General features: G+C 34.4%; 13 protein-coding genes. All 13 read right to left on the bottom strand.

Annotated features, from left to right (window positions below):
* Nucleotides 1–35: 35 nt before the first annotated feature.
* The 13 genes from ACHRVZ_RS12285 to ACHRVZ_RS12345 all read right to left on the bottom strand — a co-directional run bounded on the left by ACHRVZ_RS12285 (nucleotide 36) and on the right by ACHRVZ_RS12345 (nucleotide 22,168).
* A complete protein-coding gene (locus tag ACHRVZ_RS12285) occupies nucleotides 36–599 on the bottom strand; it encodes a DUF2911 domain-containing protein (RefSeq protein ID WP_395422774.1) in 564 nt (187 codons plus the stop codon).
* Nucleotides 600–696: 97 nt separating this feature from the next.
* Entirely contained in the window at nucleotides 697–2,502 is a 1,806-nt protein-coding gene (locus ACHRVZ_RS12290) for a glycoside hydrolase family 2 protein (RefSeq protein ID WP_395422775.1), read from the bottom strand.
* 9 nt (nucleotides 2,503–2,511) lie between these two features.
* The gene (locus ACHRVZ_RS12295) at nucleotides 2,512–3,633 is read right to left on the bottom strand and encodes a T9SS type A sorting domain-containing protein (RefSeq protein ID WP_395422776.1); all 1,122 of its coding nucleotides are present in this window, start codon (nucleotides 3,631–3,633) and stop codon (nucleotides 2,512–2,514) included.
* Nucleotides 3,634–3,870: 237 nt separating this feature from the next.
* On the bottom strand, nucleotides 3,871–6,192 hold the full coding sequence (locus ACHRVZ_RS12300) for a glycoside hydrolase family 2 TIM barrel-domain containing protein (protein WP_395422777.1): 2,322 nt from the start codon (nucleotides 6,190–6,192) through the stop codon (nucleotides 3,871–3,873).
* Nucleotides 6,193–6,422: 230 nt separating this feature from the next.
* On the bottom strand, nucleotides 6,423–7,598 hold the full coding sequence (locus ACHRVZ_RS12305; protein ID WP_395422779.1) for a glycoside hydrolase family 88 protein: 1,176 nt from the start codon (nucleotides 7,596–7,598) through the stop codon (nucleotides 6,423–6,425).
* Nucleotides 7,599–7,945: 347 nt separating this feature from the next.
* A complete protein-coding gene (locus ACHRVZ_RS12310) occupies nucleotides 7,946–9,463 on the bottom strand; it encodes a RagB/SusD family nutrient uptake outer membrane protein (RefSeq protein WP_395422781.1) in 1,518 nt (505 codons plus the stop codon).
* Nucleotides 9,464–9,485: 22 nt separating this feature from the next.
* On the bottom strand, nucleotides 9,486–12,488 hold the full coding sequence (locus ACHRVZ_RS12315) for a SusC/RagA family TonB-linked outer membrane protein (RefSeq protein ID WP_395422782.1): 3,003 nt from the start codon (nucleotides 12,486–12,488) through the stop codon (nucleotides 9,486–9,488).
* Nucleotides 12,489–12,702: 214 nt separating this feature from the next.
* Nucleotides 12,703–16,794 (bottom strand): two-component regulator propeller domain-containing protein, encoded by a 4,092-nt coding sequence (locus ACHRVZ_RS12320; protein ID WP_395422784.1) that lies wholly within the window; start codon nucleotides 16,792–16,794, stop codon nucleotides 12,703–12,705.
* Nucleotides 16,795–17,082: 288 nt separating this feature from the next.
* Nucleotides 17,083–18,717, bottom strand: a complete 1,635-nt coding sequence (locus ACHRVZ_RS12325; RefSeq protein ID WP_395422785.1) for a hypothetical protein — start codon at nucleotides 18,715–18,717, stop codon at nucleotides 17,083–17,085.
* A 206-nt stretch (nucleotides 18,718–18,923) separates the two neighbouring features.
* A complete protein-coding gene (gene uxuA, locus ACHRVZ_RS12330; RefSeq protein WP_395422786.1) occupies nucleotides 18,924–20,108 on the bottom strand; it encodes a mannonate dehydratase in 1,185 nt (394 codons plus the stop codon).
* A gap of 27 nt (nucleotides 20,109–20,135) precedes the next feature.
* On the bottom strand, nucleotides 20,136–20,948 hold the full coding sequence (locus tag ACHRVZ_RS12335; RefSeq protein WP_395422787.1) for an SDR family oxidoreductase: 813 nt from the start codon (nucleotides 20,946–20,948) through the stop codon (nucleotides 20,136–20,138).
* 104 nt (nucleotides 20,949–21,052) lie between these two features.
* Complete coding sequence (locus tag ACHRVZ_RS12340; protein WP_395422788.1) at nucleotides 21,053–21,715, bottom strand: bifunctional 4-hydroxy-2-oxoglutarate aldolase/2-dehydro-3-deoxy-phosphogluconate aldolase; 663 nt, start codon at nucleotides 21,713–21,715, stop codon at nucleotides 21,053–21,055.
* Nucleotides 21,716–21,718: 3 nt separating this feature from the next.
* Nucleotides 21,719–22,168, bottom strand: coding sequence for a YhcH/YjgK/YiaL family protein (locus ACHRVZ_RS12345; protein WP_395422789.1), 450 nt, complete (start codon nucleotides 22,166–22,168; stop codon nucleotides 21,719–21,721).
* Nucleotides 22,169–22,555: the final 387 nt, after the last annotated feature.

Genomic DNA, 22,555 nt, shown 5'->3' on the forward strand with positions numbered 1-22,555 from the left:
TTTGAAACGGCTTTTTTATTTTTATAGCTAAAGTATTATTTGATTGTGATTGGAACTTCAACAGTTGTTTTATCCCAGCCAATTACCAAATTTGCAACAGAACCTTGAGTTGTAAAAGCAATTGACAAAGCTTCAATTACATTTGATACCGGTTTAACAGGAACACTTACTCTTACCAGATCTTTAGATTCGTCATAGGCATAAGCTCCCCATAAATCAATTTCCTTATTAATAATAATGGTCCATTTGTCTTTTTCAGGAATAGCAAATAAACTATAAGTTCCTGCCGGAATTTTTTTACCATCAATTGTAACCGGTTTGTAGAATTTGATTTCAGTATTTTCGTTTGCACCAACTCTCCAAACTTCTCCATACTTAATTAAATCTCCAAAAATAGCGCGTCCTTTTGCAGATGGTCTTGCATAAATAACCTTAATTACCGGTGAAGGATTATCCGTTTTTTTAAATTTAACTGCTTTATTTGGAAAATAAGCAATATCAACCGGACTTGCATCTAATGGAGCGAATTTCACTACTTCTTGTGCTTGAACTGTAAAGGCAGCAAATAAAGTAACTGCCAGTAAACTTAATTTTTTCATAGGATTACAATTTTTAGAATAACTACAAAGTAAGTTAATAATGAAGAAAAATCATATCATTACAGTTTGTTTTTTGTTAATGAATTGGTAACAGTTCTTAATTTTTATTGTCTTTTTTCTTTTTGGCGTACCAATCCTGCATAATGTAAAAAGCTTTCTTTTTATTACCATCATTTGAAATTAAACCTTTACGGTTATATCCGTCCTGAATTCCCGGAAGTAATCGTTTTGGAGATCTAAAATCGACCAAAATCCACGGACTTAAACCGCTAAGATGTGGTATTTTTTCGATCATTTTTAAATTCTGAATGTATAAATATTCCTGATACTCTTCTGTCCAGCGTTCATTTTTTTCTCCATGAAATCCTTGTTTTGCATCTCCGCCAAATTCAGAAACGATCACAGGTTTATTATACTTTGTTTTCCATACTATTTTTTCGGCATCTTCTAAGTTCCCGCCGTACCAACCTAAATATTGATTGAATGAAATAAGGTCTAAATATTGGCCAATTTCGTCATTGATTGTCTCATTTTTAGTTAATAATGCTGCGCTGATTAATCTTGTATTATCTAAAGATTTAGTGTGATCGACTAAATTTTTAATAAAAGTATTTCTGGCGTCAGAAACCGGAGTTTCATTTGCCATTGACCAAATAATAATACAGGCTCTGTTTTTATCTCTTGTAATTGCTGCGGTCAGTTGATCTTCGGCATTTTTGTAGGTGTCTTTATTTGTGAATTCAACCGTCCAGTAAACCGGAATTTCTTCCCAAACCATTAAGCCCATTTTATCGGCTTCTCTGATAATGTTTTCGTTATGCGGATAATGAGCCAAACGTACATAATTGCAACCCAATTCTTTTGCCCAGTTTAATAAACGCAAAGCATCTTCTTCAGAGTTTGCGCGTCCGCCTTTAGCATTTTCTTCGTGAATAGAAATGCCGCGTAAAAAGATCTGTTTTCCGTTTAATAGAATTTTATCTTCTTGCGTTTCAATCGTTCTAAAACCTATTTTATCATTTAACTTTTGTCCGTTATAATCAATTGTAACATCGTATAATTTTGGATTTTCCGGAGACCAATAAGAGATTTTTTTCGCCGGAATTTCGAAGTTTGCAATTCCGTCAGATCCAATTTTTCCTTTGTAATTAATTTTCAATTCAGGAATCGAAATTGTAACTCCATTTTGTGCCGAAGCAAAATTATTGATTTTAATAAAGCCCGAAATTAAAGCTGTATTATTCTTTTTAAGTTGAATATTATAATCTTCAACAAACGATTCATTTTCTTCGATTAAAGTAACATCGCGCGTGATTCCGCCATAATTCCACCAATCCGTATTAATAGTCGGAACATCTTCTTTGTGACGTGTGTTGTCAACTTTTACAACTAAATAATTGTCTTTTGGTTTAATGATCGAGGTGACTTCAAAATTAAAAGGTGTAAAACCACCTTCGTGAGTTCCCAGTTTTTTCCCGTTCAAATAAATATCCGCTTTATAATTAATTGCTCCAAAGTATACAAAAAGACGTTTTTTTGCTGCTAAATTATAATCGAAAGATTTCTTGAACCAAACATTTCCTTCGTAATATTTAAGTTCCGGAACTTGTGAATTCCAATCTCCCGGAATATTGATTTTTGGAGATTTATCAAAATCATATTCTACCAGTTCCTGTTTGTTAACCGCATGATAATTCTTGAAAAAAGCACCGTTTGATGGCTTTTCCTGCTTGTCATATTGATCGTGATGAAAGCTATAGAACCCCGTTTCATAAGGATCTATTATATAATTCCAAACGCCGTTTAAAGAAGTTGTATTTCGATTTGAAACATTTGAAATCAGGTTTTGCGTAAATCCAAAAATGGATGAGATTAATAGTAATGAGGTTAGTAATTTTTTCATTGGGATTATTTATTTTTTAATCATTTTTATGCCTTTTGAAGTTGTATTTCCTTTCTTGAATTTAACAATATAAAGCCCCGATTTTAAAGTCGATACATTAATGTTTTCAGAAAGTGTATCGTTAGAAATCACTTGCTTACCAATATTATCATAAATCTTTAATCCTGTATATTGATTTAAAATAGCTTCTGAAAGTTGCAGTTTATCGGCAACAGGATTTGGAAATTGAATTGTTTCAAGAGAATGATCTTTTGTAGATAAAGTAGTCAATTCTTCAATACTAAAATCCGAAAAACGCATGGCTTCATCTCTCATATTCGCGATGTCGGCCAAACTGCGATAAATTCCCCACTTAGGTCTAATAAAAGAATTTGCTGCATAAACAACGCCAGTTGCCGAAGTATAGGCAGGACGAATAGTTTGAATATTAGGATTGCTATAATCCATTAAAATGGCTCCGTCGCTTACTTTTTTTATTGTTATAGCATATGTCCCCTGTAAACCTACTTTGATAGTTTCTGTCGCTTCAACCCAAACTCCTTCAAACAAAGACATGTTTGGGTTTAGATATTTTATAGTTGCAGCTGCAGCATCTTTATCATAAATCAATTCTAATTTTGTTCCGCCGTTAGACAATTTTCTTAAAGTTAAAGTAAAAAGCGGATCGTCGTCATCGCCATCCACAGCTTTAACCTGATGGATATGCGTAAAACTTGTCGTTGGTTTAAATCCTACAGGAACTTTAAAACGCCATTTGTATTGTACCGTTTCGCCAATTACTCCCTTTAAATTATCAGGAGAAGGTGCGTACGATTTTATTTCGACACGCTGTCTGTCTGTTTTTCCTGCCACAGGTTTATTATCCGGAGGTGTGTTGCTGACGTGAGAATAAAATTCAAAAACATATTTATTCAATTCAGTATCAAAAACTTCAGCGATGTGCGGTCCAAAACTTGGGTGAATGGCATCTGGCGCTTCTATAGCTCCGTTTACTGTTCCGGGTGCCAATGCATTTGTAATTAATTCATAGGTTCCAATTCCGTCAGGACCATCAGCATTTAATGTTACTTGTGCATTTGCTGCAAAACTTGTCAATACTAAAGCAGCTCCATAAAAGATTGTATTTTTCATAATTGAGTTTTTAGTTTGCTCCCGAAACTTCAGGATTGTTATTTTTTGCACTCATTTTTGTCATTTCGACCGAAGGGAGAAATCACACTAGAAATTCCGTAAACAATGTCGATAATCTTTGTCGAGCTACGAGTGTAATTTCTCCTCCGTCGAAATGACAAACTATACATCAAAGCGTGATAAACAAAAATCTTTATAATCCTTTTAATCTGTGACTAAAAAAAATCTAGCTTTCAATCAATTCGTAATCTTCAAATATTCTCCTTTAAAACTTTGATTTAATGCCGTCATTTCAATCGGAATCCCAGATCTATCAGGAACCACTTCAATTGAAGCTTTACCGTTTGCCATTTTTATAGATTCACTTCCAGTTGGAGTTCCCTGACTTTTCATGGTTTTTCCGCCTTTTAAGCATTGAAAATAAACACTTTCTTCATAATCAAGACAACGTAAATTATTGTTGTCAATTGCAATTGCTGTTACCAGATAATTACCGTTTTTTAATTTTTCGTAAGACAGTTGTAATGCCGTTGCGGTATCATTTTTATTGAAACGATAATTTACTTTAATAGTATCAGAAACCTTTTTGCCGTCTTTCGTTTCTCCAATGGCAATCAAAACATTTTCACCTTTAAAAAAATTGACATCCCAAGTTAAACCATTTGCGGGATAAAGAGAAAGATTTCTCTGTTTTTCTCCAAGTGACTTTCCCTGATGAAATAAAGTAACCTTTGGACAATTGCTGAAAACGCTTAGCGTTCGTGGCGTATTTTCAGGCCCTTGACGTTCTGTCCAGGTATGCGATTCGATGTAAGTAAAAGGTTCGTCGCTCCAATAACTTTTAAAAACATAATAAGCATCTTTTGGATTCCCGTTTCGATCCACAAGTCCTTTTTGATTCATGTACGGAATATCATCTTCCGGACGTAAAGGCGTTGCAAAATCCTTAAATGCCCACTGAATATTGCCCACAAACTGTGGATCATTTTCGGATATATGCAAATGCCAGTCAAATAAATCAACGATATAATTCTCACTCCAATCGCCAATTTGTGCAATATTAGCCACTTTGGTTTGCACAATTGCTTCTTCCCAACCTTCGGCTTTTATGATATTTTCGCCTGTAATCGGGTTTTCGCTATGACGGCCAACGTGACTGTCTCCTCCATATTCGGCATGAATAAAGTGTTTGTATTCTTTTTTGTAAACATCAATTGCTTTTTGATAGTTTTTATAACTTCCTGAATACCAGCCAGACCAGATAGAAGGGGAGAAAACGTCGACAATTTGCGAGCCTTCATAATACTTTCTAATGGCTGTTTTTCGGGTTGGATCCATTCTATGAGCGATGTCGTTTAATTCAGTCAGGAATACATTTGTTTTTGCTGTATTATCTCCGTCAGGAAAATCAGGAAGCCAGTTCATTTCATTACCCAAAGACCAAATAATAATACTTGGATGATTGTAGTTTTGATTGATGATTTCGGCCAGCATATTTTTAGTATTCGTTTGCCAAAGTTCACCGCCAATACCGCCGCGACACCAAGGCAATTCATCCCAAACTAAAAGTCCCAATTCATCACAGGCTTTATAAATTTCAGGATCTTGCGGATAATGTGCCAACCGAACAAAATTGGCTCCCATTTTTTTGATTGATTCCATATCAGCGCGATGTTGTGCATTGCTCATCGCAGCGCCAACTCCGGCTTGTTCTTCATGACGATGTGTACCACGAATCAATAGTCGTTTTCCGTTGAGGTAAAAAGGACCGTGATCTTTAAATTCAAACCATCTGAAACCTACTTTTTCGTTAACGCTGTCCCTAATTTGATTTTTCTCTGATAAAATAGCTGTTACGCGATATAAATTGGGTTTTTGAGTATCCCATAATTCTGGATTTTTAAGATTCTCAAATTTAATAGTTGTTGTTTTATCAGCAACCGGAATTGTTTTGCTGGCAATCTTTTTTCCTTTCGGATTTTTAAGAATCACTGTTAAAGACAGGTCTTTTGTGTTTTCAAGATTTATGGTAGAAGCAATAATACTCAAAGAAGCTTTTTTAGCTGAAACTTCAGGAGTTGTAATTTTTAAATTCTCAATATGATTTTTGTATTTAGACAATAACCAGACATCTCGGGTTATTCCGCCATAAATAAAGAAATCGCTTTTTTGAGACGGAATGATTTCAATATCATAACTGTTATCAACCCGTACAAAAATTTCGTTGTTTCCTTCTTTGATAAAATTAGTAATATCAATTGTAAAACCAATGTAACCGCCAATGTGTCCACCGGCTTCTTTTCCGTTAACATAAACCTTCGTAGTTACATTTGATCCTTCAAAATAGAGATAATAACGTTGGTTTTGATCGATTTTAGCAATATTCAGTTTCTTTTGATACCAACTTGCATCACGTCTGTAACCCGGGTTTAAATCGGTTGCATCTTCTGCATTCCAGGTGTGCGGTAAATTTAAAGAAGCCCAGTTTATGGCTTTTTGTGCTTCGCTAAGATTTGAAGTATTATTTTCTAAATATTGCCAATTTTCATTGATATTCATTTTTGTCTGAGCGAAACTGCTGCTCAGACAAATTTGAAAAAAAACAAAAAGTGAAAAAATAGAAAATGTATTATAGTGGTGCAGTCGGTTCTTCATAGATCATAAAGGTTTTTTTAGGTGCAAAGGCTTAAAGTTGCAAAGGTTCAGAGGTACATAGTTTCAAAGGCTCATAGTTTCAAAGGCTAAAAACCTTTGTCGCTTTGGATCTCTGAACCTTTGAACCTTATTAATTACTTTTTCCTTAATAATGCTTCCAGAAAATAATAGTCAGCATAGATAATTGGTTCGTCGATTTCGTCGTGTTTTGGCCAGTTGCCTGTACTGTGATCTAAAATAAATGGCGCATTTACTTTAGGATCTAAAATGTATTTATCTGAATGTAAAGACGCAATTACTTTATCGGCGAAAGCCAAGTAAGTTTTGTTTTTGGTATAACCGTATAACTCATACAAAGCTGAAGCCATCACAGTTGCAGCAGAAACATCACGTGCTGAATTTGGAATACTTGGATCCTTAAAATCCCAATACGGAATTCCGTCTTCAGGCAGGTTTTTATTGTTTATAAAAAATTGTGCAGTTGCTTCGGCTTGTTTTAAGTAAGCAGGATCTTTGGTATATCTATACGACATTGTAAATCCATAAACTGCCCAACCTTGTCCGCGTGCCCAAACCGAATCATCATTATATCCCTGAAGTGTAGTTTTTTTTCTGACAGCGCCGGTTTTAGGATCATAATCGATCACATGATAACAGCTATTGTCTTCTCTAAATTGATTTTTTAAAGTTGTATTGGCATGTTTGATTGCTATATCCTGATACTTTTTGTTCCCAGATAATTTAGAGGCTTCAAAAAGCAATTCAAGATTCATCATATTGTCAATAATCACAGGATAATCCCAAATTTCTTTGTTGAAATCCCAAGAGCGAATGGCGCCCACTTTCGCATCAAAACGAGTGCATAAAGTTTCAGCTCCTTTAATGATGACGTCTTTGTATTCTTGTTTGTTTTCTACTTTTAAAGCTTCTCCATAGCTGCAATAAACTTTAAAACCAACATCGTGAGAGTTTCTGTTTACGCTTTCTTTTTTACTAAAAGGCGTCCATTTTTCCGCTTGTTTTTTATATTCAGCGTTACCGGTAAGTCGATATAATTGCCAAAGATTTCCAGCAAAAAAACCACTTGTCCAATCTCTCGACGGAACTTTTTTGATAAGATCTGTTTTGATGGTCATACTTCTCGGCATTGACATCGAATCAACAGGATAATCCAATAGCATTTTGTATCGTGTATTCAGCAGATTTTCTACTGTACCGGTATTTTTTGTTGGGGAATTAACTCCGGATTTGCACGCTGTTGCCAGTAATGCAAACCCTAGAATTAAACTGAAAAAACTAACTTTATTCATACTTACTAATTATTTTTAATGAAATATGTAATTTCACTTGTTGGCTTTATTTTAATACCTATAGACAACATTTTTGATCTAGGTTTGCAAAGTTTTTTTAGCCACAGATTAAAGAATTAAAAAGATTTCTGAAAAATAGAAATACTTAATCTGTGTGAAAAAATTAAACACATAGAGACATAGTTTTCATAGCTTAAAAAGACGTTTCACTTTGCATTAAAACATCCCGATGCTTCGGGACTATGTGCGAGAAACTCGTTTCTTTTTATTCTCTTTTTTTAATTTCTATATATAAAATCTATGTCTCTATGTGTTTAAAAAATAATCTTAATTGGTTAATATAGTATTTAGTAACCAGGATTATTTGGTTTTAAATTAGGATTGATTGCTAACTCAGTTCCTGGTAATGGAAACAAATAATCTTTATTTGGATTAAAATTGGCATGCGGTTCAAAACCATTTGGACCAAAAACTTCCGGACCATTTTTTAATCTTTTAATATCGTACCATCTGATATATTCAAATGCCAATTCTAGTCTTCTTTCGTCAATAACCATTTTTCTAAAATCGGCCTGAGACAAACCGGGTGTAACATTTGCAGGAAAGGAAACCAGTTTTCCGGCTTTGTTTCTGGCTCTGGCGCGTACTCGGTTAACATAACCATCAGCTTCTGAAGTTCCCGGAGTAATTTCGTTCAAAGCTTCGGCAGCAGTTAGCAATACTTCGGCAAAACGCATCGTGATATAATTGTGCTGTGAAGTTCTTCCGTTAGCTCCTGCTTTTCCCGGGAAACGGTAATACTTGGCAATATGTGGGCGAGGCGCTTTTTCGTTATCACTTGAAGGGAAAATTTGTAAAGATCCACCCGGACCAGTTTTCTTTCTAATAATAGTATCAAAACTTACGGCTCTTCTGTAATCTCTTTTGTCCCAATCGTTGAATACTTTTAATGAAGGCACGGCAACAGAAAACCCTTGTCCGTAGCTATAACTATCGTCTTTTAAGGAACCTGTAAAAAATGCGGTATAATCCTGACCGTAGTTCCCTGAAACTAAATTGTTAAAATCGATTGTAAACAAAGGTTCTTTTAGCGAAGCTGTTTTTGTAGCATTAAATAAATCCTGAAAATCGGCATCTAAACCTAAACCAAATTTTGCTTCGTTTGTAATTACATATTTTGCTTCATCATACGCTTTTTGGTAATTTCCTAAAGTCAAATAAACGGATGCTAAATAACCTGCAGCAGTACCTTTTCCGGGAACGGCTTTTACTTTTGGTTTGTCTTCCAGCCATTGTTTTGCAAATTCTAAATCGGCAATAATTTTTGGATAAACTTCGGCTTCTTTAGTTCTGCTCAAAGAATTTACTTGTTTTACATCGTTAACCACAAAGTCAACGTATGGAATGTCTCCAAAGATTCGAACCAAATGATAATAAGCAAAAGCTCTTGCAAAATGTGCCTGAGCCACAATGGCGTTTACTTTTGCAGGATCACCAGGAGTTTTTTTAGCACCTTCAATGGCTTGATTTGCTGCTGTAATGATAATATACGATTGAGGCCAAAAGTTAGCTACAAGCGCGTTCGTATCGTTCATATTCATGTCATTCACATCGATACGCGCTGCCTGAGTTGTTCTGTCACCAATATCGGCCATATCATCGCGTAACATTAGTGCGATCGTAAATTCTCTTCCCCAATAATTATTATGGGCAATGTTGGCAAAAGCTCCGTTTACAGCGGCTTGCAAATCGTCTGTATTGTTGAAGAAGTTGTCTGGACGAATAATTCCTACCGGATGTTCTTCTAAATCTGAACATCCGAAAGCGAATATTCCCAAGAAAAGAAAAGCTATATATTTTTTCATAATTATGATATTATTTTTTAAACTAGAATTTTAAATTGAAACCTAAAGTGAATGTTCTTACGTTCGGATAACTTCCATAATCCAATCCTAAGTTGGTATTACTCCTTGCATTCGTGTCATTTAAGTAATTTACTTCAGGATCTGAACCCGGATAATTTGTAATCGTCCATAAGTTTTGTGCACTGATGTAAAAACGAACTTTACTCAATCCCATTTTTGATACAATTTTGTCATCTAAACTATATCCTAAAGAGATGTTTTTTAAACGAATGTAACTTGCATCATACACAAATCTCGAAGTAACTCTTTTTGTTCTTGCTGCATTTATTGGCACGTTTGTATCTGTGTGCGTAGGTGTCCAAGCGTCTAGAACTTCGGTGGTTGCATTGTTGTTTCCTGAAGCCAATTCCATTAAAGTGTAGTTTAATATTTCATTTCCTTCAGAGCCTTGAAAGAAAATGTTCAAATCAAGGTTTTTATAGGTGAAGTCATTATTGAAACCAAAAATGAAATTAGGATTTGGGTTTCCGATAATAGTTTTATCATTCGAATCTAATTTTCCGTCACCATTTACATCTTTGAATTTTTCTCCACCGGCAATCGTTTCAAAATTCCCCGGTAAAACGGTTTCTCCTTGTTGAATTACGCCATCATAAACAAACCCAAAGAAAGAACCTACAGGCTGTCCAACTCTTAAAATCTGAGAATCTGTTGCAAGGAAATGTCCAGGTGTAGAGTTGATTAAAAGATCTTTATTATCGGCTAATTTTAATACTTTGTTTTTGTTTGAAGAAATATTAAAATTCGTTGACCATGTAAAATCAGCACCAATAAAGTTTTTGGTATTGATACCCAATTCCCAACCTTTATTTTCTAATTCTCCAACATTTTGAAGCTGAGAAGCAATTCCTGAAATTCCGGGTAAAGGTCTGTTGAACAATAAATCCTTGGTAATTGTTTTGTAATAATCTGCAGTAAGACTGATTCTGTTGTCAAACAAACCCAAATCAATTCCGTAATCTTGTTGGTATGAAGTTTCCCATTTTAAGTTCGGATTATCTAATGAAGTCAATTGAACTGCATTTACAATAACGTCGCCGCTTACATCATAAATTTCAGAGAATCTCGATAAAGTAGAGTAGGCGCCAATCGACGGATTTCCTGTTGCACCATAGCTTGCTCTTAATTTCAAATTAGAAACTGTTTTGTTGTCTTTTAAGAAATTTTCTTTGCTAATATTCCATCCAATTGCTCCAGAAGGGAAAGTTCCGTATTTGTAGTTTTTACTAAAACTTGAAGAACCGTCGCGACGTGCCGTAAACGTAAATAAATATTTATCAGCATAATCAAAATTCAATCTTCCAAAAGCCGAGATTAATTCTGTTTCAGATAATCCAGAATCCGGTTTCAAGAAAACAGTTCCTGCGCCTAAATTATGGTAAGAGTTGGTATTGGTCAAAAATCCTCTTGAAGCGGCATACGAATTTTCGTTTCTGTTTTTTTGATACGAATAACCTCCAAGAACCGTCAAGATTCCTTTTTCGATAATTTCGCGTTTAAAAGTCAGATAGTTTTCCGTTAAGAAAGAAGAAAATCTGGTGTTGTTTACAGAAGCTTCTCCTTTGATATTTTTTCCTGCAATTAAAGTTGATGGAATATATCTTCCGGTTTGAGAATTAGATTCTGTTAATCCTAAAGTAGTTTTGAAGTTAAGATCTTTCGTAATTTGATACGATGCGAAAAAATTACTTCTGTTTGTAATATTGATTACTTCAAGAATGTTTTCCATCGCAGTCGCATAAGGGTTATCAATGTCGTCTCCAATTGGAGCTGTTGAGGTATAAGAACCATCAGCATTATAAATTCCTTTATCCGGCATAAATCTGTAAGCAGATGCAATTACTCCTGCAGCTCCTGTTCCTCCTGCACCAGTCTGGCTGATGATTCCGTCTTTGTTTTGTTTACTTTGAAATAGATTCAAACCTACTTTAAACTTGCTTGATAAGTCGGCTTCAAGATTACTTACAATAGTATATCTATCAATTCCGGAATTGATGACAACACCATTTTGATTGAAATAATTTCCTGAAACATAATACTTGATTTTATCAGATCCGCCTGAGAATGATAATTGCGAGTTAGAAATCATTCCATCACGATAAATTACATCTTGCCAGTCTGTGTCAGAACCTGCATCAGTGTGTGTGGTAAAGCTTTTTCTGTAGGCTACAAACTGATCTGCATTTAGCAAATGCAATTTATTATTAACAGATTGTACTGAAGTTGAATTACTAAATTCAATAACCGGAGCGCCTGGTTTTCCTTTTTTGGTTGTAACCATAATAACTCCGTTTGAACCTCTGGATCCATAAATGGCAGTTGCCGATGCATCTTTTAAAATCTCAATCGAAGCAATATCCTGAGGCGCGGGCATCGAAGCGCCTGCAAAACCATCTACAACAATAAGTGCATCTCCGCTCGCATTAATAGAAGTTCCTCCACGCACTCTGATTTTTACCGGTGCACCAGGTTCACCACCATTATTTGATTGTACAGAAACCCCAGCAGCACGACCTTGCAAAGCCATTTCGGCATTTAAAGTTGGGTAAGCAGTAAGCTCTTTTGCTGTTACCGAAGATACTGCACCGGTAATATCACTCTTTTTACGTGTACCGTAACCCACAACAACTACTTCGTCAAGGTTTTTGGTATCCGGTTTTAAACTCACATTGATTACGGTTTTATTTCCTACCGGAATTTCTACCGATTGATATCCTACATAATTGAAAACTAAAACAGCGTTTTTTTCTGAAACTATTACACTGTAGTTTCCATCCATATCTGCAGATCCTCCAACAGAAGATCCTTTAATATAAACATTAGCACCAGGAAGCCCGAGTAAGTCTTCGGAGGAAGTAATTTTTCCGGTGACTTTTTTCTCCTGTGCATTCATCACAATATTTACCAGTAAAAAAGCGACCAGCAAACACCATTTAAGCGGTTTGAAATTTTGGTTTGTAAACATTCATTTTTGGTTTTAGGTTAATGTTAGATAAAATAAAAAAGCAATAGACTCATTCCGATTATCAGCAAGGTAAATACAATTTGCAGTAATATGAATTTTGTTTTTTTGGTTTTCATAGTCACAAATGTAGTAGGGGAAAAGGATATAGAAATACAAAAAAGGGTATCTAAAAATACAGATACCCTTTTTTAAACCCTTTAAAATAACGAATTCTTTAAAATACAGTCGAAGACTTAAAAAATTTGTCTGCAAATTGAGTTGGTGTTTCTCCGTACTTTTTTTGGAAACATTTGCTAAAGTATTTTGGATTATTAAAACCTACTTTATAGCTAATTTCTGAAACGGTTAATTTATTTTGTTCCAATAATTGAGCAGCGCGTTTTAATCTTATTTCGTGAATAAATTCGTTTGGCGTATAATTCGTCCAGGCTTTTATTTTTAAAAATAACATAGTGCGGCTTACGCCTAATTCAGTACAGAAATACGGAATATCAAATTGTTCGTTCGAAATATTTTCTTCTACAATTTTGAAAGCCTTTTTTAATAGTTCTTCGTCTAATGAAGAAACGGTTATTTCCGATGGAATAAAATTATCATCGCTTGAGAATTTGTTTTTCAAACGTTCTGTTGAATTCAAAAGGTTTTTAACCCTAAGTTTGAATTCAATTAAATTGAATGGTTTACTGATATAATCGTCGGCACCACTTTCCAATCCTTCAAATTTATACACTAACGAAGTTCTTGAGGTTAACAGAATAACCGGAATATGGCTTGTTTTTAAATTTTCTTTGATTTTAGAACAAAGTTCAGTTCCAACCATTTCGGGCATGATTACATCACTGATAATTAAATTCGGAAGATGTTGAAGTGCTTTTTCAAAAGCAATTTTTCCATTTTCAGCTTCGATAATATTGTATTCTTTTTTAAGAAGGTTTTTCATGAACGAGCGAAGAATTTTATGATCTTCGACAATCAAAATGGTTTGCTTTTCGTCATTCACTACAAAATCCTCGATGTCTTCGTGTTCAATTATTTCCGAAGTTTCAAGTTGAGCGTGATATTGCTCAATATCATCACTAATTTTAAAATCAGAAATGATTTCATTTTCCAGAAGATGCGCTCTTCCTAGCGGAAGCGTTACTTTAAAAACAACACCTTGTGTGTTTTTGTTCGTTACTTCAATATTTCCTTTATGAAGTTTTACAATGTTTTTTACAATCGAAAGACCTATTCCGGTTCCTTTATTATAGTTTTTTTGAACATTGTTGTGCGTTGGAACTTCAAAAAACAAATCAAAAATTTTGTCAATATGTTCCGCTGCAATTCCAACTCCGGAATCTTCAACAGCTATAAAAAGGTTTTCGTTATCGTGTGAAATTTTAAGATGAATATTGCCGCCTTTTGGCGTATAACGGAACGCATTCGATATTAAATTATAAAAAACACGCTCTAATTTGTAACGATCAAAATACAAGAGAATTTCTTCTTCTGATGATTCAAAAATATAATTGTAACCGCCATCTTTGGCATATTCGATAAACGATAAAAATATTTCTCTGGTAAATTTCACGATATTTCCTTCTGCCGATTCAAGTGTAACCTGATGGTTCTCCAATTTTCTGAAATCCATTAAACGGTTAATCAGGTTTAAAAGATGATTGGCACTTCCTTCAATAACCAACAACTTTTTATACATTTCATTAGTTCCGTTATAATTGGCCAGAATTTGTTGTAAAGGTCCTAAAATCAAAGTTAAAGGCGTTCTGAATTCGTGTGATATATTAGTAAAAAAATCAAGTTTAGCCAGATTATTTTCTTCAATTCGTTTGGTTTCAAGATATTCCAATTCCAGTTTTTGTTTCAGTCTGGCTTTTGATTTCATGATCCAGATTAAACCGTATAATCCTAAACCAATTACAATTCCGTACAGTAAAAATGCCCAAATACTGCGCCACGGAGCTGGTTTTACAACAACAGTTAGCGTAGTCGGGACTTTATTCCAAACGCCATCATTGTTAGCGCCACGAACCTCAAAAGTATACGTTCCCGGATTCTGAATTGCAAAAATGGCTTCGGTACTTTTAGTCGTTGTCCAGTTATTTTCCAGTCCAACCAAACGATAACTGTATTGATTGTTTTTTGATCGGATGTAATTTGGAATGGCAAAATCAATAGAAAAATTAGCTTTGTCATAATCTAAAATAATGGTTTTGGTGTAGCCAATACTTTTTTCTAAAATCCTAATTGAATCGTTGGGATGAATGGTTTCATTTTTGATTTTCAAATTAGTAATCAATACCTGAGGCGCATATCTATTTAAGGAAATTTTCTTCGCGTCAAAATAGGTGGCTCCAGACGGACTTCCGAAATAAAACTTGTTTGAATCTAATTTTAAAGCCGAGTTGTCATTAAATTCGTTACTGGCCAAACCATCTTTTTGATCATAAATAACAACGTTTTTTTGATTTGTATTGTATTTTATAATTCCCTGATTGGTGCTGATCCATAAATTTTTATCATCATCTTCAAGAATGGAATGTATTGAGGTTATGACCGTATTTCCAACCTTTAGATTGATTTTATTGAATTTTTTTCCATCAAAATAATGCAGTCCTTTTGCTTTTGTTCCTACCCAAATTTTCTTTTGACTGTCCTGAAACAAAGTCAAAATATCATCGCCTGATAATGATGATGAATCAAAAAAGTAATGTTTTATTGTGTATTTGTTAGAATTGAAATTATATAACGGAATATAATTGAGTCCATTTTGAGTACCAACCCAAACACCTTTTTTTTGATCGACTAAAATTGTTCGAACAATGTTATTGGTCAAATAAGTAGGTTTATTGTTGTCGTTTTCAAGAATTAGAAAGGTTTTAGAAATGGTATTGTATCGAATCAAACCTTTGCCAAAAGTACCAATCCAGATGATATCATTTCCTTCAGGTTTGATGGAATAAACGCCGGATTCTTTTAATAAAGTATTCAAATCTGTGGCAATTCGATTGTCTTCAATTCTTTTTGAAATCGTGTTGTAGGCCGATAGTCCTTTTGAGAAAGTACCAATCCATAAAATATCACCGGCAAGACACATCGACTTAATATCATTTTTGATGGTTTGTCCGCTTTTACTGTTGATGTAACTTATGGCTTCGGTATTTTTGTTATAAATGGTAATTCCGCCACCTTCAGTTCCAAAATAAATGTTGTTGTTTTTATCTGCAATTATAGAACTTACAACATCAAAACTCATCGGAATCTTTTTAGAATTCTGATTGTAATTGGAAAAATTCACATTCGAAATATCCCAAATATTAACGCCTTTGTAATAACAACCAATCCAAACGGAGCCTTTTTTATCTATAAAAACCGATTTTACTTTATCTATTCCGCTGCTATTGTTGTTGTTATTTATTTTCTGAAGATCGTTGTCTTGTCCTAAAATATAGATACCGTCATAGGCTCCAATCCATAAAGAACCTTGATTGTCGATAACCAAAGAACGAATGTCGGTATTGATTTCGCGGTATTTTTCTGAAGATAAAAAAGAAACAAAGGCATTAGAATTGTTATCAAATTTTAGAAGTCCTTTGTTTTTAGTCCCAACCCATAAATTTCCTGAAGCATCTTCTGTAATGGCTTGAACATTAAGTTGATCAACAGCATTTAGAGGATAGTTTTTAAATTCGAATTTCCCGTTTTTTCTGCTTGTAAGCTGGCACAGACCTTTTGTAGTACCGATCCAGATTTCTCCTTTTTTAGATTTTAGAATCGTAATAATATTATTGCTTGGGACAGTTGTATTATCAGTATCTGAGTGAAAAACTGAAATAAATGTATTGGTTTTCTTATTGTAAATCGAAAGCCCTTTTGAGGTTCCGAACCACATTTCGCTGCCAATTTCTTTGATCGACCAAATGGCATTGCTGCTAATAGTATGATTCGTTTTCGTATGTAAATATCGCGTAAAAGCATTAGTGATCGGATCGTAGCAATTTAATCCGTTATAAGTTCCAACCCAGATTTTTCCTGTATTGTCTTCTTCGATCGATAAAATGTCGTTGTTGCTGATAGAATGTTTGTTGGTGACATCATTTCTGAAAATAGTAAATTTACTTCCATCATATTTATTTAAACCATCGCGCGTACCAAACCACATTTGCCCAAATTTATCCTGATGAATAGCAATAACAGAACTTTGCGAAAGCCCGTCAGTAGTTGAGATGTTTTTTAGACGATATTTATTTTGAGAAAATACATTTCCGAAAATAGATACGATTACTAGAAAGGCTATTTTGTATTTCATCGCGTTTTTTTTAGGTTCAAAGTGGCAATCCCGAAGCTTCGGGAGAAAGCGACAAAGTTTTAAAGGAACTTAGGTTTAGCTTTTTCTCTTTGGGTCTCCGTTACTTTGCAAGATTAATTTAAACTATGGTAAAATATTTAAACACATAGAAACATAGATTTTTCTTCTAAAAGAGGATAATAAAAAAAATAGTTTTTCACACATAGCTAAACGTTAAGGACTATGTTTTTTAATGTAAGTGAAACGCCTTTTATACGTTCCCAAAAGCTATGATTCTATGTGTTTGAATTATTTTTTTAAGCGTTTACTTAATTGATAATCATACAATGAAGGAACTTTATCCATCGCCGTATTTAGAAATTCAATATAAGCATCAGGTTCATATTTTACTTCATATTTTGCATTGCCATTCACACCAATTATTCTTGCAAATGGTCCATCTTTCATTCCGTATAATAAAACGGGTTTATCAGAAGGGTTTGAAAGCTGAACATTCAGATTCCAAAAAGTGCTAAAAGGAGCGTGTGAAGGTTTCCAATAATCAGCACCGCCGCCGCCAAACAAATAATAACTGTTGTTTTTATCAGCCGTAATATGAACCGTAATTTGATCAAATAAATTTTGGTGATTCGCTCCCGAATGCTGATCTAAAAGTGCATCGGCAAAAATCTCACAATTTTGATACACGTTTTTTGTAGCAAAAGTGTTAAAACTCAAAGGATGAACTGCTTTATTATAGATTTTTAAATTCTTCACCAAAACATTATGAACGCCGCCCAAAGTCACGGTATAATGCGACATATGCGAACCATCAGTTACGATATCCTGAATAGTTACATTTGAAATTTCTTCACCTAGAATTCCGCTATCAGAATTTGTAATCTTGACATCTTTGACCCAACTATTAAAAAGACGGGTTAAAAAGATGGCATTGTTTCCCGGTTCAACGTGATGTGCCACTCTTGGAATATCAGGAAAAGTGAAACGAAGATGTTCAATTCCAACTTCATTCAAATGTTTCCATTCAACCAATTGAGCCTGATAACTTGGTTTTATAGCAATAGTTAAAGGGGTTTTAATCGTTATTTTAGATCCCGAAATTTTGGTAATTTCAACTTGTTGCCTCACAATTGGAAGCATTGGAAATTTCCAGTGATGAGAACCCGGTTTAACGTTTGCGCCTTTGTATAAGTCTTTTATAATTGCACCATTTTCACCCTCTTTATTGAATAATTGCAGCTCTACAATATCACCAACTTTTAGCCCTTTTACCTCAAAAACATTAATAATGTGTTCGCCCATATTTCCGGAACTCACTTTTGCAAAAGGATTTGGAGTAGGTTCGTATTTATCAAGATATGATTTTACGCGTTCACCGGGAATTTGCGTCCAAATAATTCCGCCTGACCACGCATATTGTGAGAAAGGCAAATCGACATTATTCTCAGGTTCGCGTTGTCTTTTATCAAACGTGGTCAAATACTCTCGAAGTTCTTTAAGAGATTCCGGATCTTTAAAATACATCATTGGTCGCGGGCAATATATTTCAGTTCCATTTTCGCCAGATCCTGTCCCACGAAGAACAAAATTGCTTCTTTCGATATACAAAATGTCACTCAGAATAATTCGTCCCGCAGGTAGTTGTAAAATAACATTTCCTTCAGCCTCATTTGCAGCTTTTACAGCCTTTAAAAGTGCTTTAGAATCATCTAAACCATCATTAGCTTTGACGCCGTAATCTGTTGCGTTAATGATTTTTCCTGCTGCATCGGGAATTTGGCTTTCGCCGAAATGGTATCCGGCATAGCTAAAATCTGGTAAATAGTTTGTTTTTGAATCTGTCAGTATTTTTGGTGTTTGCTGACTAAATGCAATACTATTTACAAAAAGGCTGCAAAGAATAATGAAGGTTTGGTTACTCATGGTTGTGGTTTTTTGGTTAGGTTAGTAGGTATTGTTTGCCGCTAAGGCACAAATTTTTTAAGTCTAGTTTGTCGACGGAGGAGAAATCACACCTGTAACTCGACAAAGATTAGAACTCTAGGAACGGATCTTCTAGTGTGATTTCTCCTCCGTCGAAATGACATAAAAATGAGAATAAAACTTCGCGCCTTAGCAACATAAACATTTTAAAGAGACTTCTTAATACCCATTTCAAGCCCTCTTAATTCAGCCAAACCGCGTAAACGCCCAATAGCTGAATATCCTGGATTTGTTTTTTTATTCAAATCGTCCAGCATTTGGTGTCCGTGATCCGGACGCATTGGCAATTGGCTATTATTTCTTTTTTCAACTTCAACAATTGCCTTTACAACTTCGTACATATCAACATCACCTTCAAGATGATTTGCTTCATAAAAACTTCCCTCTGCATCTCTTTCAGTACTTCTTAGGTGAATAAAGTTCATTTTATCGCCGTGACGTCTTACAATTCCGGGCAAATCATTATCAGCTCTTACGCCGTATGAACCTGTACACATTGTAAATCCGTTAGATTTAGAAGGTGCAGCATTCATAAGTTCCATTAAATCTTCTTCCGTGCTTACAACTCTTGGTAATCCTAAAATCGGGTAGGGTGGATCGTCCGGATGAATTGCCATTAAAACTCCTTTGCTCTCGGCAACCGGAATAATTTCTTTCAGAAAAAAGAATAGATTTTCTTTCAAAGCTTTTCTATCAATATGATTGTAACCACTTAAAGTAATTAAAAAATCTTCAACAGAATACGCTTCTTCAGCTCCGGGAAGTCCAGCCAGAATATTTTGCTGCAATTTTACTTTATCAGCATCTGTCATAGCTTCAAAGTATTTAGTCGCTTTTTGAATCTGTTCCTGCGAATATTCTTTTTCAGCGCCGGGTCTTTTTAGAATAAACAATTCAAAAGCTGCAAAAGCATTAATATCAAAACGTAAAGCTTTTGATCCGTCTGCTGTTGTATAAGCCAAATCAGTTCTTGACCAGTCTAAAACCGGCATGAAATTATAGCAAATGCATTTTATACCGCATAAAGCTAAGTTTAAGATGCTTTCTTTATAATTTTCAATGTATTGAAGATAATTTCCGGTTTGTTTCTTAATATCTTCATGAACCGGAATACTTTCAACAACTGACCAAGTCAAACCTGAAGCTCCTTTTTTTGGATCGCCATTTTTATGTTCAATTTCAACTTTTCGTTTAATAATTTCTTCAATTTCCCAAACTTGTCCGTTCGGAATATGGTGTAATGCTGTAACAATTCCGGTAGCTCCGGTTTGTTTTATATCTTGTAAAGAAACTGGATCGTTTGGTCCGAACCATCTTAACGTTTGTTCCATTTTTGATTTGTTTTTATTGGTAATTATTTAAATACTTGTAGCGGCGAATCCTCCGTCAACTTTTAGGATTGTTCCCGTTACAAATTTGGACATGTCGCTGCATAAAAATAAAAGAGCTCCATCGATATCTTCAGGTGTTCCAAATCTTCCCATCGGAGTATGTTCGATTATTTTCTCGCCTCTTGGAGTTAATTTTCCTTCTGGAGTTAGTAATAATGCACGGTTTTGTTCTCCAATGAAAAATCCCGGAGAAATAGCATTTACACGAATACCTTCACCATATTTTGAAGCCAGTTCAACTGCCATCCATTGTGTGAAATTATCAATTGCCGCTTTTGAAGCAGAATACCCAACAACTCTTGTTAAAGGCCTTTGTGCTGATGCGGATGAAATATTGATAATATTTCCCTCTTTTTGTTTCGCAAAAAGCGCTGAAAATACTTGAGATGGCAACATAGTTCCGATGATATTCAAATCGACAACTTTTTGTAAATCATCAGTTTTCATGTCATAAATTGCCTGATCTGGCTGGATTGTTGCGCCCGGCATATTTCCGCCGGCAGCGTTGATTAAAATGTCAAGACGCCCGTATTTTTCTACGATAAAATCTCGGGCATTTTCTAATTCTTCTTTGTTTAAAACATTCGCCTGAATAGCAAAAGCTTTTCCGCCATTGCTTTCTATTGTTTCAACTGTTCTATTGGCTTTTTCAATCGATTGAGAAACGATTCCTGTAATAACGCCTTGTTTTGCCAAAACGTTTGCAAAATTGCTTCCTAATACACCCGCACCGCCAGTAATTAATGCAACTTTTCCTTTTAGATTAAATATTGAATCCATACTAAATTAATGATTTTTGATACTTTTTTAGCCGTAGAAACACAGTTTTTAGATCTTAAAAAGACGTTTCTATGTGCTTAATATTATTGTGTTTTATAATTGTTTTATTTTCTTATGGTCTCAATGATCTCCAGCATTTTCTTGGTTTCACTTTCGATTACGTCATAATCTTGTTCCTCCATGCGTTTTTTACTGATGAGTTTGCTTCCCAGTCCAACCGCTGATGCTCCGGCAGAAAACCAGCTTTGAATACTTGCATGCGTTGGTTCAACCCCGCCTGTAGTCATGAAAACCAATGATGGAAAAATATCTTTTATACTGCTTAAAAATTCTGTACCGAGTATATTTCCCGGGAAAAGTTTAACGAGTTTTATTCCAGCATTTTCAGCTGTAATAATTTCTGTTGGTGTCATGCAACCTGGTGCATACAAGACGTTTTTGCTTTTTAAGAATTCCGCAACTTCAGGAACAAATCCGGGACTAATAAAAAAGTCAGCTTCAGCAGCGTGAAAATCTTTGGCTTGCTCTATATTCTTTATTGTTCCAATACCCAGTAACATTCCAGGCAATTCAGTATTTCTAACAGCAACCATTTTTTTGAAGTTTGTTATGGCTTCAGAACCTCGGTTTGTGTATTCTACAGCTCTGATTCCTGCTTTGTAAAGCGTTCTCAGGACATCAACACTAACAGTTTCGCTTGTTGCAAAATACAAAGGAAGAATTCCTTGCTGCGCAATAATAGCAATGGTGTTTTGAATCGTTTTCATACTTTAGATTTTTACTTTAATAACAATTTTTTTCAGTGTTCCGTCTCCAATCATTGCCGCATGAACATCTTCGGGAAACAAAATAGCAAACTGTTTTTCCTGCAATTGAAAAAACATATCAGGTTTGTCGTGAAAAAAACGAACATCTCTTTCGTCACTATAATCTCCATTTGGACTAATACATTTTTCTCTTGGTTTCCACGCAAAAGTTTCAGGTCCCTTTATAGAAATCTGTATGTCGATATTTTTATCATGACATTCAAAACCTTTTATACTTTCTTCTTTTGTTGCTCCTTCGCCAACAATTACAATTACTTTTAATCCGTCTGCAATTTCAAATGCACCTTCTTGGAGATTGTTAATGTCATTTTGATTTACATAATCAAATGCTTTTTTGAAATTAGGATGAAGGCTGAAATATTTTGCAGCGTTTTGTAATGAATCTACAATCATTTTATTTGGTTTTATGTTTTATTATATTGTTTTTTAGTTCTTGAATAATTAGCCTTTTTTCTTATAAAACCGTACTTTTTTGTGGTGATTTATAATCTTATAAATTGATTTAAAACTATTTAAGTATTACTTTTTATAAATTGATTTAAAATACTGGTTTTTAGTTATTAATGTATTTTATGTCAGTGTGAATCATTAAAAATGTGTCATGAGCTTTTATAGTTACTTATAATGCTTTTTTTATTCGTTTTTTATTTAAATTAATAGTTTATATAAATGAATTAAATGATTTGAACAATAAGTATTTATTCTTTTTTATGATCTAATTTTATGATTTTGTTTTTTGCTCTAAATATGTATTACAATCTTTATTGGCTAAAATCTTAA

It is taken from the genome of Flavobacterium sp. FlaQc-57, assembly GCF_044007395.1.
In the GTDB taxonomy this organism is placed as follows: Bacteria; Bacteroidota; Bacteroidia; order Flavobacteriales; family Flavobacteriaceae; genus Flavobacterium.

Coding starts and splice junctions, on each gene's coding strand:
- ACHRVZ_RS12285 (WP_395422774.1), bottom strand. CDS start 599: ATGAAAAAATTAAGTTTACTGGCAGTTACTTTATTTGCTGCCTTTACA.
- ACHRVZ_RS12290 (WP_395422775.1), bottom strand. CDS start 2,502: ATGAAAAAATTACTAACCTCATTACTATTAATCTCATCCATTTTTGGA.
- ACHRVZ_RS12295 (WP_395422776.1), bottom strand. CDS start 3,633: ATGAAAAATACAATCTTTTATGGAGCTGCTTTAGTATTGACAAGTTTT.
- ACHRVZ_RS12300 (WP_395422777.1), bottom strand. CDS start 6,192: ATGAATATCAATGAAAATTGGCAATATTTAGAAAATAATACTTCAAAT.
- ACHRVZ_RS12305 (WP_395422779.1), bottom strand. CDS start 7,598: ATGAATAAAGTTAGTTTTTTCAGTTTAATTCTAGGGTTTGCATTACTG.
- ACHRVZ_RS12310 (WP_395422781.1), bottom strand. CDS start 9,463: ATGAAAAAATATATAGCTTTTCTTTTCTTGGGAATATTCGCTTTCGGA.
- ACHRVZ_RS12315 (WP_395422782.1), bottom strand. CDS start 12,488: ATGTTTACAAACCAAAATTTCAAACCGCTTAAATGGTGTTTGCTGGTC.
- ACHRVZ_RS12320 (WP_395422784.1), bottom strand. CDS start 16,794: ATGAAATACAAAATAGCCTTTCTAGTAATCGTATCTATTTTCGGAAAT.
- ACHRVZ_RS12325 (WP_395422785.1), bottom strand. CDS start 18,717: ATGAGTAACCAAACCTTCATTATTCTTTGCAGCCTTTTTGTAAATAGT.
- uxuA (WP_395422786.1), bottom strand. CDS start 20,108: ATGGAACAAACGTTAAGATGGTTCGGACCAAACGATCCAGTTTCTTTA.
- ACHRVZ_RS12335 (WP_395422787.1), bottom strand. CDS start 20,948: ATGGATTCAATATTTAATCTAAAAGGAAAAGTTGCATTAATTACTGGC.
- ACHRVZ_RS12340 (WP_395422788.1), bottom strand. CDS start 21,715: ATGAAAACGATTCAAAACACCATTGCTATTATTGCGCAGCAAGGAATT.
- ACHRVZ_RS12345 (WP_395422789.1), bottom strand. CDS start 22,168: ATGATTGTAGATTCATTACAAAACGCTGCAAAATATTTCAGCCTTCAT.